The sequence below is a fragment of the Ignatzschineria sp. PL_is040 genome (genome assembly GCF_055813795.1).
The window spans coordinates 264,191-279,312 of record NZ_JBVPGU010000002.1 but is presented as its reverse complement, the minus strand read 5'-3'; the positions used below and the strand labels follow the sequence as shown (position 1 = coordinate 279,312).

Sequence of the window (15,122 nt, the reverse complement as noted above, 5' to 3'; positions counted from 1 at the left end):
GTCTCTATCCTACAAACCCTTTTTAACAGGATAATTACAGAGAGTTGTTATTTATTACGCAACTCTCTCTTTATTTAATAGGATTATCATATTCCCCTTTTGTAGGAGATTTGATAAGCCATATCAGCCTTATTTGTAATGAGATATAAATCTATGCTGCTCGCAATTTCTTCACCATCTCTACAAGATATTGACGCACATCTAGTGCTGATGTCGCCTCTTGTTCGAAGGTGAAGCGGAAAAATGCCTCATCATGCGCCACAGTAAATCCATATTGATCCACTTCTACCATGCGGACAAGATCAGGTTTCGTTACAGTAGTTTGCGTATTGAGATAGAGTAGAAGGGCATCATGGTGATCGGCATTCATATGATCGATCATCTCCGATTCAGATTTTTCATCAAAGATTGTCGGTGCAAGAATAGTGTCGTAGTCAACCCAATGAATCTCTCCAAATCCATTGATGTAGCGCGCTTTTTTAGGTTTTAAGAGATAGAACTGGAAGTTGTGAACTTTATGGTAACGACTACTTTCAGGATAGAAGCGCTCATAGCGCTTGGCAATTGCCGGGACCTCTTCTTCAGTCGCGGCTTTGACATCACCAAGAATGGTTAATCTCCAGCCTTTTTGAATATTATCTTGATCATCATTATGGAGTGTTAGAGAGGCTTTGGGATTCTCCTTAACATTCTTAGTATGTTGGGCGATATCTGCAATGAGGAGAATAATTTTGTCAATGACTCTTATAAGACATATTAATGTCGACTGAATAGAATAGAGTTATAGGGGTGATGCTCTTTTCGCTATTAACGCTGCTATTAGACTGTTATTACAATATTTTTGGGTGTAGAGCTATCTCTTGTAGGAAGAGATTAAAATTTTGCATCATTTTTGGGTGAGTAATAAATACGCAGTGTGAAAGGTGATTTGCGGTAAAGGTGTTGTGAATCTCTACTCAAGAGATCCATGAAGAGCGCAGTGAAGAGAGCAGTGAGGAGAGCAGTAAAAAAGGCCTCATTGAGGCCTACAGTATTATCACGGGGTTTTATACGGAGAATCTTGCTCCCTTCTTACTTAAAAGGCGGTCGATACTCAAAGTCGCTACTCGCTTGATGATCATCAAAGATGGGAAGCGGTGATTTTTTAGTAAAGAGTTGATTGATAAAGAGATTAGGAAAGAGTTCGATAGTGGTATTGAAGGTCTCAACATTTGCATTAAAAATACGGATGCTTGCAGCTACATTTTTTTCAAGTTCACTAAGTTCTTGCATAAATTGCTGATAAACTTCAGAGGCTTTGAGAGAGGGGTAATTTTCGGCCACCATATTGAGCTGAGAGAAGAGCATTTTTGATTCATTGTTAATCTCTCGTAGCTGCTCTACGCTACTATTTTCGGGGGCAATATTTTTAAGAGATGAGCGCAGTACAGTAATATTTTGTAAGAGATCTGCTTCATGAATTTTATACTCTTCGACCATTCGCTCTAATGTTGGAAGGAGTCTGTTTTTTTGCATCTGTTGAGTGATCACATCGGCCCAAGCTCGCTGTGTGGCATTGTAGTAGGCGATAATACGGTTATGAATCGTAATGATATAGATAATCAGTAAGAGGGGGATAAGGAGCGTAATAATAAGTGGGATCGACATCAATTATTTTCCTGAAATAGTGGGTTAAGGTTGTTCGTAAGCTCTATTTTTAAGACCTATTTGTAAGACCTGTTTGTAAGTTCTTTCTATTTGGACTGTTTAGTTAAGATCATTTTGCACAGCTTCGATGAGGAGATGGCTCTATTTTAGCTGAGAGAGAAGATTTTTTATCAGAGGAATGATCTTTTGGAGCTGAGGGAGTTCTCGTTTCTCTTGTAGTTCGGCAATAAAAGCATCAAGATGCTGAAGATCATAATTTTGTTGCGCGTGCATGAGATCTCTATTATCGAAAGCGATCAGTAACTGTTGATTGAGTTCTATATTCATATTCTTAAACTCCTCACTCTGTATCAGTAGTTGCTCTACAATTGTCGGCGTCAATATCTTCGCAGCAAAGTGTTGCTCTGAGGTATAGAGTGAAAAACGCTTGCGGAAGGCTAAAGAGGCCGGCAGATAGTCGCTCTTTCTCTCTTTTAAGTAGCGATCTGCGGTTATTTGTAGTAAAGGGCGCTCGTTGTCTTTCAAAAATTTGGGATCAAGTAATAAGCCATATCGATGGTAGTGGTGGTAGATTTTGCGGTTTTTGGGTTTTCCATCACTCCCTTTCTCCTCAACGATCTCTTCATCCACATAATGAAAGTGAAAGTAGTAGAAGGGGATCGAGGTTAATCCAATATCGATAGATCCCTTTAAGAGCTCTGGAATTTCCCGGCGATAATTGCCCCGATCGAACTCTCTAAATCGTTGTAGTAGATCGCTTACCGGCAAGACGTTAGGATCGATAGGGGTGATCTGATTATCAAAGAGGAGATCGCGGTAGAAGATCTTTTCCGAGAGCTGTTTAGGTAGCTTTTCTCGTCGATAGAAGCGAACAGCAAGGATGATCGCAATAAAGAGCGCAAGCATTAAAAGAAAGAGGAAAAAACCTTCCCCTTTCTCCTGATAGAGAAAAAATCCTGTAATAAAGAGCAGAAGATCCGCGCCAAAGTAGAAGAGGTAATCTCGCCGATCAAATTGAAGCGGCGTGATCTCTCGCATCGATTCAGCTATCTTGAGTAGCTCTTGAGCGGATTGAGCCTGATCGATCTTTTCCGAAGCTTGGGTGATCTTCTGCCATAGTAGACGATTGTGTTGTATCACCTGGAATATTTAGCCCCACTAATCTTTTAACGTTTTTCAGCTGTAGTAGGGGTGAAAATGGTGTAGCGAACACGATAGTTAATCTTCTTCTCTCTCTCCGCAGGAAGAGAGATATTCCAGATAGCACTCTCATTTTTTAGAACTGCCGGCGGTTGCTGAGCCACAATCTCCCAATTGATTCCTTCTCCGGGGTAGAAGTTCTCCGTCAACTCAACATTGACCGCTTCACTTTTGCGATTATTGATTGTGAGCTGATAACTTACCTCCCACTCATCAGGATTAATAATATGGTATTGCTGTTGCTCTCTGGTGAGGGTGACATCAAAAGCAGATCCCATATTGAGTGATATCTCTTCGCCTGATGCGCTATTTGCGAGCGCATCTTCCCCAAGGAAAGTGGGTGTTTCGCCCTCCATTTGGTAGAGGCGAATGGTGCCAGAGGGTAGCGCAAATCCAAGTTGATCTTCCTTCTTATTATTAAAGTAGAGGGTGATTGCCGCATTTTGTGGTGATGATTGAGCTGCAAGACGCTGGCTAGGACTTACATTATTAAAATGGTAAACCTTCTGGTAAGGGATTTTTTCTGCTGTAAAGAGAGCAACTTGACTCTGCTCTTGTTGTTGGAGGTTAAATGTTCCAGGTAGAGAGAAGCGTTGATAATCGCTGATACTTTCAGGGGCAATATGATCTCTCTGTGGCGCCGCAGCGGCTTTGACCATAAAGCTTTCTCGATAGAGTGGTGCGCGATTGAGGAGGTTGAGATTCCCGGCAATGAGTGAGATTTCGCTACTGTTAAAATCGATACCGCTCTGATTGTTAATGGTTGCCCATCCCTCTAAGCGAAACAACTTCTCCTTCTCATCAAGTTGTGCAATATAATCGCTACTCCAACTCACTCCTCGTGTGAGGTAATTGAGATTTGCTCGGTAAGGGGTGATCGTTTTAGGTAGATTCTCTAAGAGAAGAGAGAGTACCGGAGTGCGATTTAAACCTTTAGGAATCTCTTTAAAGGCGAGTCTTGCATCTGCTGGAAGGCCTGATTCGATGCGATCTTCATACTGAAGAAGGAGACCCCCATTGTTAGAGAGAATAATCGCTTTTTCTCGGCGTTCTTTAGGTGATTGCCAGATCACTTCAACTTCTTTGCCAATAGAGTAATCGATCAATGTTGTCGGGGAGAGTAGATTGCGATTGAGCTTCTTCTCTATTACGAGCGGAAGCACCTCTTTCTCTTCTGATGAGGTTGATTCATCTTGGCGCGGATTAAATTTTAAAAGTAATGATTCTACAATTGCTTCTGGGGCAATATTGGGGAGAAGAAGTACCGGTTCTTTTTCAGATAATTGAAAGGTGCGATTTTCTGAGACTAGCGCAATCCCTTCTTGGTAGATCGTCAGTTGTCGATCGATAAGATTCTGCTCTGAAGCTGATTCAGTAGCTAAAGAGAGAGGGCCGATCGGCAATAATAGGGTGAGAATCGTAGCTTGAAAGAGGGGGGATCGTTTCATTATCGAGATTCCTTTCTGTCCATTATTTTATTTAAGGGCTTTTATTTAGGGGCGTGCTACATAGATAGTGCTACAGATAATTATAGCGATTAATGGTTATTGGTAATAGATCTATAATAATAGACCTATAGTAATAGATCTATAATAGATTTATAGTTAATCCTTCTGTTGCTCTATTCTATTTGCCATATTCTATTTTCTATTTCTGTCATATTGCTATTTCTATAATAGCAATAGCATCTATGGTCGGCCCCATTATTTATGGGGAGTTTAATAAGTTAGGAATAAGTGCTATTAAGCTTGATATTTCGATAGGGATTTCGTAAAATGCCGAGATCGTTTACCAGCGACCCCTAACGTTGATTTAGAGTCAGTATCGTGAGAGTAATCTCTCGCCGGTATTCTCGTTACCGGCGGTATGCATGCTGGTTTTAAATTTTTTTGTTAGTGATTATTTATTTTGGAGTTTTCGATGAAAACATTTAGTGCAAAGCCTGCTGAAGTAACCCGTGAATGGTTTTTAATTGATGCAGAAGGAAAAACCCTCGGCCGTTTAGCGAGCGAAGTTGCAACACGCTTACGTGGTAAGCATAAGCCTGAGTTCACACCTCACGTTGATACCGGTGATTACATTGTTATCGTAAACGCAGAGAAAGTTCGTGTAACAGGTAACAAGCTTCAACAAAAAATTTATTATAAACATACCGGTTATGTTGGTCATTTAAGAGAGACTACTCTTGAAAAGATGTTGCAAACTAAACCTGCAAATGTGATCGAATTTGCGGTCAAAGGCATGCTCCCTAAAAATGCATTAGGAAGAGAAATGCTTCGTAAATTAAAAGTATATGCAGGTCCTGAGCATGCTCATGCAGCACAGCAACCAAAAGTTTTAGACATCTAATTTAAAGAAGAGAGAATTAATTATGGCAGCTAACCAAAATTACGGTACTGGAAGACGTAAAAGATCACAAGCTAGAGTGTTTTTACGTAAAGGTACAGGCAGTATTATTGTTAACGACAAATCACTCGATGATTACTTCCCACGCGAAGTATCACGCATGGTGGTTCGTCAACCGCTTGAGCTTTTAGAAGTTAGCGATCAATTTGATGTGATCGTAACTGTAAAAGGTGGTGGTTTGAGTGGTCAAGCTGGGGCGATCCGTCACGGCTTAACACGTGCACTTGTTGAGTATGATGAGGCGAATCGTGCGCCGTTACGTAAAGCAGGTTTCGTAACTCGTGACCCACGTAGCGTTGAGCGTAAGAAAATCGGTCTTCGTTCAGCACGTCGTGCAACTCAGTTCTCAAAACGTTAATAGTTATCGATATTTTGAGTATGATAAAAAATATCAAAGCCTTTCTTTCGAAAGGCTTTTCTTTTTGGAGAAAAGGTTCAATGAACCCTCACATGAGTCCTCATATATACCATACGAAAGATCATCCTATTAGAAATCGGCAGATCTCTAAAAACTCTTTACAGGTGATCAATCGGCTCAATAGCGCTGGCTTCAATGCCTATCTTGTCGGTGGTGGTGTGCGTGATCTTCTCTTGGGTTTATCCCCTAAAGATTTTGATATTGTGACAGATGCACATCCAAGTGAGATTCGTCGAGTATTCCGTAATAGTCGTATTATTGGACGTCGTTTTCGTCTGGTGCATGTTGTCTTTGGTCGGGAGATCATTGAGGTCGCTACTTTCCGCTCTAATGAAGCGAATGATCAATCGAAACATTATCAGACGAATCAGGAAGGGTTTGTAACACGAGATAATATCTACGGCACGATTGATGAAGATGCGCTTCGGCGAGACTTCACCATCAATGCGCTCTATTATGATGTTCGTAATCAGACCATTATCGATTATTGTAATGGATATCAAGATCTAAAGAACAGACGTTTATCATTGATCGGTGACCCGACAGAGCGATTCTTAGAGGATCCGGTCCGTATCTTGCGTGCGATTCGCTTTGAAGCAAAATTGGGATTAACGATCGATCCGGAACTGCTCCCCTTTATTGCAGAGCATCGTCATCTTCTTGCAACCGTTTCGCCAGCGAGAATGTATGATGAGGTTTTAAAACTCTTTTTAACAGGGCATGGTGAGCATTCTTACCATAGTATGATTACGCATGAGCTTTTCGAGATCCTCTTTCCATTAACCTATAATGCGTTAGAGCGAGAAGGATTTCCGGATCAGCATCTCCTCTTAAGATCGTTACAAAATTCAGATGAGCGTGCAGCTGCGGGATTAACGAGTTCTCCCTATTTTGTCTATGCCTCTCTGTTGTGGGCACCTTTTGTTGCAATTTATGAAAAAGAGATTGCAAAAGGTAAACGAAATAGTGATGCCTCTTCTAGCGCTATTGATGAAGTCTTTAAAGTACAGCATCAAATTACCGTCATTCCTCGTTATGTTCGTGAGTTTATTGAAGAGTTATGGGTCTTTCAATTCCGCTTACAAGCAAGAGTGATTCGTCAACCGAAACGTTTGATGGAACATCCCCGTTTTAAAGCTGCATATGATTTCTTACTTTTGCGTGCAGATGCGCAAGAGAGCGATGACGTGATTGAAAAGGCTCAATATTGGGAGGCGCAGTTTAAGGATTACGAACAGACACTTCTTGCAAAAGAGCGGGAAGCGGCAAGAGAAGAGCGTCGAGAAGGTAAACGTGCTGTAGCAGCTGAGATCAAAAATCATCAGCAGAATGATGATGCTTCGAATGAGCCTAAAAAGCGTCGGCGCCGTCCCCGAAGAAGAAATCGGAGTAAAGAATCGCCGGCAAAATCATAAGATAATGATGGGGAAATAAATCAATAACCCCTCAAGATGGTTGAGAACTATCTAGAACACTCTCTTAAGTTGATCGAAAGATCGGCATCGATAGTGTTTTAGGTAGTTTTTTTATGGGGTAAATATTTTGATATTGGATCTATTGATAATAGAAATGAATATATGTGATGAAACAATTTATTGAGTGATTTTTTTGGGGTGGGTAAATAGTGCTTTATTAGTCTATCAATAGCTATTTTGCTTGTTCGGGCATTGTATGGATTATTCTCTTGAGAGTGCAATAGGCATTATGTCGATATGTACCCTCGGTGATACTATTATTCATTTAGTTATTCATATAATTATTGATAGGGATGATTATATATAGTTGCTAGGATTAACAGTCTGTCCCTTGGTTCGAATTTCAAAGTAGAGAACGGTTCGCCCATCAAAACTATTCCCCATCGAAGCGATCTGTTGCCCTTTTTTCACCTTCATTCCCTCTTTAACATTGACAGAGGCAAGATATCCATAGGCAGAGTAGGTATCGGCATTATGTTTAATAATGATGAGCTGACCATAGCCTGAATTTCCTGTTCCGGCAAATACCACCTCGCCATTATGTGCTGCACGAACAGGTTGATTGAGTGTGCCGGCAATTTGTATCCCTTTTTGGCCAGGAAGATTGGGGTTATAGCTCTTCGTAATGGGGCCATCAGTCGGTTTTTGCCAACCACTAATACCGGTTGAGACTTTGTCTTTTGGTGCCGCCGGCGCTTTGGGCACAATAACGGTATTATCACGACGCGCAATTGCTTGTGGTGCGCTACTTCCTCTTTTCTCTCTTACTGCTGATCCTGCCTTACCGCTGACACGTAAGACCTGTCCTGTATGAATGAGATTGGGGTTGGAGATATTGTTCAATTTCTGCAGCTGCTGAAGTGACATATTATGTGCCCGCGCAATCTGACTGAGAGAATCGCCGGGACGTACAGTATAACTACCCGATGAGCTACAAGCCTGGATAATGAGGAGTGCTGATAAGATAAATGTTACTCGTTTTAAGCGCATAATATTTACTTTCTATATTAAAAAACCCCAAAAAGAAGAAGATATCTTACCATCATTCCTCTTTGAGGGGTATCTCTATGATCTATTTTATAATCTACTATTGTGTTCGCTCGATTAGTAAAACTGGCAGTGCATTTTTACTTAATTGAGCGGGTCAGTTGCACACATCGCGGTTACATTGACGATGCGACGAGCGGTTGCGATATTGGTCACAACGTGTGCAGGTTTCGAGATTCCTGTCAAAATAGGACCTACAACAATACTATCGGTAATTGTTCGAACAAAGTTATAGGTAATATTGGCAGAATCAATATTGGCAAAGATGAAGAGATTTGCCTGACCTTGTAGCTCTGAGTTCGGGAAATATGCATTACGATAACGCTCCCAAATCGCAAGATCGGGTTGCATCTCTCCTTCCACCTCCAGTTCAGGGGCGCTCTCTTTTAAAAGATGCAGTGTCTCTTGCATTTTTCGTGAGAATTTCGACTCTCTTGAACCGAAGTTTGAGTGAGAGAGTAGCGCCACTTTAGGCACAATACCAAAACGTTCTACTACAGATGCGGCCATTTTGGTAATATCTGCAAGCTCTTGAGCGGTAGGATCTTCATTGACATGAGTATCACAGAAGAAGAGCGGTCCTTTCGGTGACAGGATTAAGCTAATCGCCGCTGGTTGAGATGTCCCTTCTCGAAGGCCAATTGCATCCACAATATGATGAACGTGGCGATGGTATTGACCTAAAACACCACTGATTTGACCATCGATCTCTCCAAGCTCAAGGAGCATTGAAGAGAGTAAGTTCCCTCTTGTCTGCATACGTTGACGAGCAAGTTCCGGCGTAATGCCTTTACGCTTCATCAAGCTGTAATATTGTTCTGAACAGCGATCAAGAAGGGGAGGGTTGCGATAATCGATAATTTGAACATAGTCGCTACCAATATCTTTACTGATACTATCTTCCGGCATTAAGACTTTTGTTGGAAGATTAATTCCTAGTTCTTCAATACGTTGTTGAATCACTTTAGGTTGTCCAATGAGGATAGGGTTCGCTAAGCGATCTTGTTTTACCAGATAGACGGCACGGAGAACACGCTCATCTTCTCCTTCACAGTAAGCGATCGTGCGTGCATTCTCTTTCGCTTGATTGAAGATGGGGCGCATCGCCATATTGGTCTTATTAAAGTGTTGACTTAAACGATGTCGATATTCTTCAAAATCTACGATAGGACGAAGGGCAACGCCTGATTCCATTGCCGCTTTTGCAACCGCAATAGGGAGTTCTACAATAAGGCGAGGGTCGAACGGTTTTGGAATAATATAGTTCCGTGAAAAACGGAGACTCTCTCCAGGATAAGCATGTAGTACCTCATCAGTAGGTTCTTGATGGGTCAGATCTGCGATTGCTTTGACACAAGCCATCTTCATTGCTTCATTGATCTCTGTTGCCCCGCAGTCGAGAGCACCACGGAAGAGATAGGGGAAACAGAGAACATTATTAACCTGATTAGGATAATCGGAGCGACCTGTAGCAATGATTGCATCTTCCCTGACAGCGTGAGCAATCTCTGGGCGAATTTCTGGTTCGGGGTTTGCAAGAGCAAAGATGAGCGGATTAGGTGCCATCTTCTCAACCATCTCAGCCTTAAGAACGCCGGGAGCAGAGAGCCCTAAAAAGACATCCGCCCCTTCAATCACTTCACCTAAAGTCATCTTATCGGTTTGCTGCATAAAGAAGGATTTATACTCATCGAGCGATTCAGGAGAACGATGTTGATTAACAACGCCATCTCGGTCAGCAACGGTGATATTCTCTTTCTTTAAACCAAATTGCATTAAAAGATTTAAGCAAGAGATTGCCGCTGCGCCTGCACCACTACAGATAAGTTTGATCTCTTCAATCTTTTTGTCTGCAAGTTTGAGGGCATTTAATACGCCAGCAGCAGTGATAATGGCTGTTCCATGTTGATCATCATGGAAGACGGGGATATTCATCCGTTTTTTGAGCTCTTGCTCAATATAGAAGCATTCAGGTGCTTTAATATCTTCTAAATTAACGCCGCCAAAGGTGGGCTCAAGGCTTGCTACAATATCGATAAATTTATCGGGATCTAACTCATCTACCTCAATATCGAAGACATCGATATCGGAGAATTTTTTAAAGAGAACCCCTTTTCCTTCCATAACAGGTTTTCCTGCCAATGGGCCAATATTTCCAAGTCCTAATACCGCAGTTCCATTACTGATAACGGCAACAAGATTACCCTTAGAGGTGTAGTCGAGAGCGGTGAGTGGATCTTTCTGAATCTCTTCACAAGCGTAGGCAACGCCAGGGGAGTAAGCAAGAGAGAGATCCTTTGAGTTGACAAGCGGTTTGGTTGCTTCAACTGAGATTTTTCCAGGTCTAGGCTGGGCATGATAGCGAAGCGCTTCAATTCGAAGATCTTCAGTTTTATTATTTGGAGAATCCATTGAGATCTATCCTTTATACTGAATTTTGAGTGAATATTAGATACTAACAAGGATTGATCTTCGAATCTACTAGGCTACTCATAAAAAAGGGGATCGATCTCAATATTTTTTGCATTATAGGGGTAACTTACTGATTTTAATCTATTAAAGCGCTCTTTTTATGCATGAATTCTCGTTGTTTAATCGTGGTGTGAAATGTAGATAGTAGGGTGATTGCGACTCTGTTGAGAATGCTATTGATCGCTCTATCTTGGCTTTACTGCCACGCTACTACCTTACTTTAATATTATTTTAGTATTATTTTTAGTGTTATTTTTATCCTGAGCTTACTTATCTAACTGCTCACTATCATGAGCCTATTAGTATGTCAGTACTGTATCAGTAATGCGTCAGTGATCAGTCAGTTATAGGTCAGTTATAGGTCCATTATTAGTCTATTATAAATCTATTATAAGTCTGCTATAAGTCTGTTATAAGCCTGTTATAAGAATATTAAATAACGATTTTATGGGGACGATGGAGATCCTATTTGCTATAATAGAGGGCGATTTAAATTATGGAAAGTGCTTCTAGATATAGCTTTTAAGTAGTGAATCAACAGAGTATTTCCCGACAATGTTTGTGGAGGGTTTTATAATGCCAAGTGATGATAAACAGTTAGTACTTCGTGCTAATACTTTTCCGTCTGTCGCCGATGGGCTCGATGCCTATATCAGTGCGATTGGCGACATCCCCACTCTAACTGCCGAAGAGGAGCAAGCGCTTGCTTATCGATTAATAGAACATGGTGATCTTAATGCGGCGCAGACATTAGTTCTATCTCATCTTAAATTTGTAGTTCATATTGCCAAAAACTATACCGGCTATGGCCTTCCTTTGGTGGATCTAATCCAAGAGGGAAATGTTGGTTTGATGAAAGCGGTTAAACGGTTTGACCCTTCCTACAATGTGCGTCTTATCTCCTTTGCTGTCTATTGGATTAAGTCGGAGATTCATGAGTTTGTTATTCGTAATTGGCGAATTGTGAAAGTTGCAACTACCAAGGCGCAACGAAAACTCTTTTTTAATCTCCGTTCTTCAAAAGAGTCTCTCGAATGGCTAACTGATGATGAAGCTGCAGATATTGCTAAGGAGCTAAATGTTAGCAAAGCTGAGGTTAAACGGATGGAGATGCGACTCTTCTCGAATGATTTAGCGTTTGACCTGCCGGTAGGAAGTAGTGTTGATGATGGTGATTTTAGTCCCTCAGATTGGCTCTCATCAAATGCGTTAGATCCCTCTCAAACTGTCGAGAAAGAGGATTATCAGACGCACAATAATGAGAAGCTGAATAATGCGATTGAATCTCTCGATCCGCGTAGTAAAGATATTATTCTTCAACGCTGGATGAGAGATGAGGATGAGGAGCGACCTACTTTAACCGAGCTTGCTGATAAATATTCAGTATCGGCAGAGCGTATTAGACAGATTGAGAATCAGGCAATGAGTAAAATCAAAGACCTGTTGACGGTATGATAACGTGCTCAATGTTCGTAAAGGACTCAGATTATTGATCTGGGTCTTTTCTATTATGGAGTGATATAAAATGAGAGCAATTAGAGAGATTAAAGAGAGTATTCAGGTCAAAGAGTTAGCGTTAGAGACAATGCCGGAGATGATCGAATCGACGGGTGAATTGATGCTTGATGCGCTCAAAGCCGGCAAAAAGGTTCTAATTTGTGGTAATGGGGGATCAGCTGCTGATGCACAACATTTTGCGGCAGAATTGATTAATCGTTTTGAGGTTGAACGCGCTCCTTTGCCGGCGATTGCCTTAACCACCGATAGTTCAAATTTAACCTCCATTGCCAATGACTATAGTTATGATGAGGTTTTTGCTAAGCAGGTGATGGCGCTTGGACAAGCTGGCGATATTTTGATTGCGATTAGCACGAGTGGTAATTCAAAGAGCATTAACCGTGCCGTAGAGGAAGCGCTTAAGAAAGGGATGATTGTATTGGGATTGACGGGGGAGAAAGGGGGAGAGATGGCAATGATCGAAAGTCCTAATCTTCATCTTGTTAAAGCACCGAGCCCAAGAACAGCAAGAGTTCAAGAGGTTCATATTCTTGTGATTCATATTTGGTGTGGAATGATCGATGCCGCTTATCGCTAAGCATTCCTCCAAACGGTTAAGAGGATGAGAGTAATAGTTTTAAGTATGGTTTGAAGGTGTAATTTTTCAATTGAGTCAATCTTTAGGAAGCTAATTTCAAGAGGACAGGGCGAAAAGTTACAGCTGAAAATTAAAAATTTAATTGATTAAAGATGGTATAAGTCATAGGAGAGAAGCGGATGTTAAGACGATTCCTATTATTGAGTAGTTTTGTAATGTTGCTTTCAGCATGTGTTCCGGCATTTATCGTCGGTGGTGTTGGCGCAACAGCTGCAGGTGTTAATGATCGCCGAACCGCTGGGCAGATCGTAGAAGATAATGCGATCACAGTGAAGGTGCAAAATATGATCAGTCAACTTCCTGAACGAGGTCTTGCGCATATTAGTATCCTCAGTTATAACGGCACTGTCCTTATTTTAGGAGAGGTCCCTAACCATCAATTAGGTTTAGAGGTGGAAGAGGCGGTACGTAAAACTGAACATGTTAAGAGCGTTCATAATGAGCTGATTGTGGCGCCGGAAGCATCTCTTGCAAGTATTGCAGCAGACTCTATGTTGACTGCTAAAGTTAAGACGGCGCTGGCAACAGATATTAAGCTGAAAGGTTTTAATGCCGGAAATGTTAAGGTGATGACTTCAAGACGAAAGGTCTATTTAATGGGGATCGTAAATGAGGCAGAAGCTCGTGAAGCGATCGAGATTACTCGTCATGTTGCCGGCGTTGAAGAGGTTGTTCCTTTCTTTGATATCGTGAATCGACAGTTCTACAATATTAATTAAGAATTTTATATATTAAGATAGTTGTGCTAGGCGGGCTATTTTTAAAGTTAACTGCCTGGCTATGAGATAGTTTCAGAATCGATACTTTTAATAAGTTTTTAAACCATATTTTAAGTATGAGTTTCAATTAGATGTTTGAAGTAGCTATTTAGAATAGATATTTGAAATAGATATTTCGAGATGAAAAGGAATAGTAAAGATGACTAAAAAATATGATGCAATTGTAATTGGTGGTGGCTCTGGTGGACTCTCCTATGCAGAAAGAGCCGCAAGCTACGGAGTTAAATGTCTCTTAATTGAAAAAGATAAGTTAGGTGGAACCTGTGTGAATGTCGGTTGTGTTCCTAAAAAAGTGATGTGGAATGCGGCGAATATTGCCCATATGTTTGATGATGCTAAAGGCTACGGTTTTACTTTTGGTGAACCTCAATTCTCTTGGAGCCACTTAAAAGAGAAGCGTGATCAATATATTAAAAATATTGTTACTTGGTATAACAACAGTTATATGCCAGATGCCGGCGTTGATGTAATTCATGGCGCGGCTAAATTTGTTGATAACAAGACAGTCGAAGTGAATGGTGAACATTTTACGGCAGATAAAATTGTAATCTCAACAGGTGGTTATCCATTAGTCCCTGAAACAGAAGGGGCAGAGTATGGGATTACTTCAGATCAATTTTTTGATCTTGAAGAGGCACCTAAGCGTGTTGTTGTTGTAGGTGCCGGCTATATTGCGGTGGAATTAGCACAGCTTCTTTCAGCGTTAGGTAGTAAGGTGGATCTCCTCTGTCGTGGTGAGATGGTTTTACGTCACTTTGATAGCTATGTTACAGAGCATCTTAAAGAGGTTTTAGAGGGTGATGAGAATCTAACGCTCCATACACACTCCAATGTACAACGTGTTGAAAAGAGAGAAGATGGCTCTTTAGTGGTTATCACAGAGAAGGAATCGATCGAGACAGATCTTCTTGTCTGGGCAATTGGTCGTGGTTACAACACCCATAATATTGGGCTTGAAAATACAGATCTTAAGGTTAATGAAGATGGCACGATCAGTGTCAATCAGTATCAAGAGAGTGAAGTGCCGGGGATCTATGTGTTAGGGGATATCATTGGTGGAAAATTCCAATTAACACCGGTTGCGATTGCCGCAGGACGTCGTCTTGCTGATAGGTTGCATAATGGGATGGAAGGTCGCCATCTTGAGTATAAAGATATTCCGAGTATCGTCTTCTCTCATCCACCAATCGGTACAACGGGTTTAACAGAGAAAGAGGCCGCAGCTGAGTATGGTGAAGATGCTGTAAAATGTTATACCGCCTCTTTTACCTCTATGTACTCCAACTTCAGTACAAAACCTGTGAAGACCGCGATGAAGATGGTCACTGTTGGAGAGGATGAGAAGATCGTAGGAATTCATCTCATTGGTCCAACCGTTGATGAGATGTTGCAAGGCTTCGCTGTTGCAGTGAAGATGGGTGCACATAAGCGAGATTTCGATGATACCGTTGCACTTCATCCAACAGCTGCCGAAGAATTGGTGACGATGCGTTAACAGCTTATATTCAGTCTAAATAAGAGTA

The 15,122-nt window shown here is 41.3% G+C and carries 13 protein-coding genes; 7 read left to right on the top strand and 6 right to left on the bottom strand.

The features are described 5' to 3' along the window. Positions 1–151: 151 nt before the first annotated feature. The 4 genes from AC0SAP_RS04915 to AC0SAP_RS04900 all read right to left on the bottom strand — a co-directional run bounded on the left by AC0SAP_RS04915 (position 152) and on the right by AC0SAP_RS04900 (position 4,295). Positions 152–727 carry a HugZ family pyridoxamine 5'-phosphate oxidase gene (locus tag AC0SAP_RS04915; protein ID WP_473383243.1) on the bottom strand — a complete coding sequence of 192 codons (576 nt, stop codon included), beginning with the start codon at positions 725–727 and terminating at the stop codon, positions 152–154. A gap of 344 nt (positions 728–1,071) precedes the next feature. After that, the gene (locus tag AC0SAP_RS04910) at positions 1,072–1,647 is read right to left on the bottom strand and encodes a LemA family protein (RefSeq protein WP_473383192.1); all 576 of its coding nucleotides are present in this window, start codon (positions 1,645–1,647) and stop codon (positions 1,072–1,074) included. A gap of 141 nt (positions 1,648–1,788) precedes the next feature. Then, the gene (locus AC0SAP_RS04905; protein WP_473383190.1) at positions 1,789–2,787 is read right to left on the bottom strand and encodes a hypothetical protein; all 999 of its coding nucleotides are present in this window, start codon (positions 2,785–2,787) and stop codon (positions 1,789–1,791) included. Positions 2,788–2,813: 26 nt separating this feature from the next. After that, positions 2,814–4,295: a DUF4139 domain-containing protein gene (locus AC0SAP_RS04900; protein WP_473383188.1), complete on the bottom strand. Its 1,482-nt coding sequence runs from the start codon at positions 4,293–4,295 to the stop codon at positions 2,814–2,816. A 472-nt stretch (positions 4,296–4,767) separates the two neighbouring features. On the opposite strand from AC0SAP_RS04900, the gene rplM reads away from it, so the two are divergent. From rplM to pcnB, 3 genes are all read left to right on the top strand, one after another. Next, a complete protein-coding gene (gene rplM / locus AC0SAP_RS04895) occupies positions 4,768–5,196 on the top strand; it encodes a 50S ribosomal protein L13 (RefSeq protein WP_094566687.1) in 429 nt (142 codons plus the stop codon). Positions 5,197–5,218: 22 nt separating this feature from the next. Continuing rightward, positions 5,219–5,611, top strand: a complete 393-nt coding sequence (rpsI, locus tag AC0SAP_RS04890; protein WP_286481361.1) for a 30S ribosomal protein S9 — start codon at positions 5,219–5,221, stop codon at positions 5,609–5,611. Positions 5,612–5,703: 92 nt separating this feature from the next. Continuing rightward, positions 5,704–7,086 carry a polynucleotide adenylyltransferase PcnB gene (gene pcnB, locus AC0SAP_RS04885; RefSeq protein ID WP_473383187.1) on the top strand — a complete coding sequence of 461 codons (1,383 nt, stop codon included), beginning with the start codon at positions 5,704–5,706 and terminating at the stop codon, positions 7,084–7,086. Positions 7,087–7,443: 357 nt separating this feature from the next. Here the strand turns inward: pcnB and AC0SAP_RS04880 are convergent, their stop codons facing one another. Continuing rightward, positions 7,444–8,136 carry a peptidoglycan DD-metalloendopeptidase family protein gene (locus tag AC0SAP_RS04880; RefSeq protein ID WP_094566691.1) on the bottom strand — a complete coding sequence of 231 codons (693 nt, stop codon included), beginning with the start codon at positions 8,134–8,136 and terminating at the stop codon, positions 7,444–7,446. A gap of 141 nt (positions 8,137–8,277) precedes the next feature. After that, complete coding sequence (locus AC0SAP_RS04875; protein ID WP_473383185.1) at positions 8,278–10,605, bottom strand: NADP-dependent malic enzyme; 2,328 nt, start codon at positions 10,603–10,605, stop codon at positions 8,278–8,280. 636 nt (positions 10,606–11,241) lie between these two features. Here AC0SAP_RS04875 and rpoH point away from each other — a divergent pair. The 4 genes from rpoH to gorA all read left to right on the top strand — a co-directional run bounded on the left by rpoH (position 11,242) and on the right by gorA (position 15,094). Beyond that, the gene (gene rpoH, locus AC0SAP_RS04870) at positions 11,242–12,120 is read left to right on the top strand and encodes an RNA polymerase sigma factor RpoH (RefSeq protein ID WP_286481358.1); all 879 of its coding nucleotides are present in this window, start codon (positions 11,242–11,244) and stop codon (positions 12,118–12,120) included. A 70-nt stretch (positions 12,121–12,190) separates the two neighbouring features. Further along, a complete protein-coding gene (locus AC0SAP_RS04865; RefSeq protein ID WP_094566694.1) occupies positions 12,191–12,760 on the top strand; it encodes a D-sedoheptulose-7-phosphate isomerase in 570 nt (189 codons plus the stop codon). 179 nt (positions 12,761–12,939) lie between these two features. Then, on the top strand, positions 12,940–13,539 hold the full coding sequence (locus AC0SAP_RS04860; protein ID WP_286481357.1) for a BON domain-containing protein: 600 nt from the start codon (positions 12,940–12,942) through the stop codon (positions 13,537–13,539). Between the two features lie 199 nt (positions 13,540–13,738). After that, positions 13,739–15,094 (top strand): glutathione-disulfide reductase, encoded by a 1,356-nt coding sequence (gene gorA / locus AC0SAP_RS04855; protein ID WP_286481356.1) that lies wholly within the window; start codon positions 13,739–13,741, stop codon positions 15,092–15,094. Positions 15,095–15,122: the final 28 nt, after the last annotated feature.

What these genes read in the sequence shown, in the direction of transcription:
- AC0SAP_RS04910 (WP_473383192.1), bottom strand. Translation starts at nt 1,647, where the DNA reads ATGTCGATCCCACTTATTATTACGCTCCTTATCCCCCTCTTACTGATT.
- AC0SAP_RS04900 (WP_473383188.1), bottom strand. Translation starts at nt 4,295, where the DNA reads ATGAAACGATCCCCCCTCTTTCAAGCTACGATTCTCACCCTATTATTG.
- rplM (WP_094566687.1), top strand. Translation starts at nt 4,768, where the DNA reads ATGAAAACATTTAGTGCAAAGCCTGCTGAAGTAACCCGTGAATGGTTT.
- rpsI (WP_286481361.1), top strand. Translation starts at nt 5,219, where the DNA reads ATGGCAGCTAACCAAAATTACGGTACTGGAAGACGTAAAAGATCACAA.
- pcnB (WP_473383187.1), top strand. Translation starts at nt 5,704, where the DNA reads ATGAGTCCTCATATATACCATACGAAAGATCATCCTATTAGAAATCGG.
- AC0SAP_RS04880 (WP_094566691.1), bottom strand. Translation starts at nt 8,136, where the DNA reads ATGCGCTTAAAACGAGTAACATTTATCTTATCAGCACTCCTCATTATC.
- AC0SAP_RS04875 (WP_473383185.1), bottom strand. Translation starts at nt 10,605, where the DNA reads ATGGATTCTCCAAATAATAAAACTGAAGATCTTCGAATTGAAGCGCTT.
- rpoH (WP_286481358.1), top strand. Translation starts at nt 11,242, where the DNA reads ATGCCAAGTGATGATAAACAGTTAGTACTTCGTGCTAATACTTTTCCG.
- AC0SAP_RS04865 (WP_094566694.1), top strand. Translation starts at nt 12,191, where the DNA reads ATGAGAGCAATTAGAGAGATTAAAGAGAGTATTCAGGTCAAAGAGTTA.
- AC0SAP_RS04860 (WP_286481357.1), top strand. Translation starts at nt 12,940, where the DNA reads ATGTTAAGACGATTCCTATTATTGAGTAGTTTTGTAATGTTGCTTTCA.
- gorA (WP_286481356.1), top strand. Translation starts at nt 13,739, where the DNA reads ATGACTAAAAAATATGATGCAATTGTAATTGGTGGTGGCTCTGGTGGA.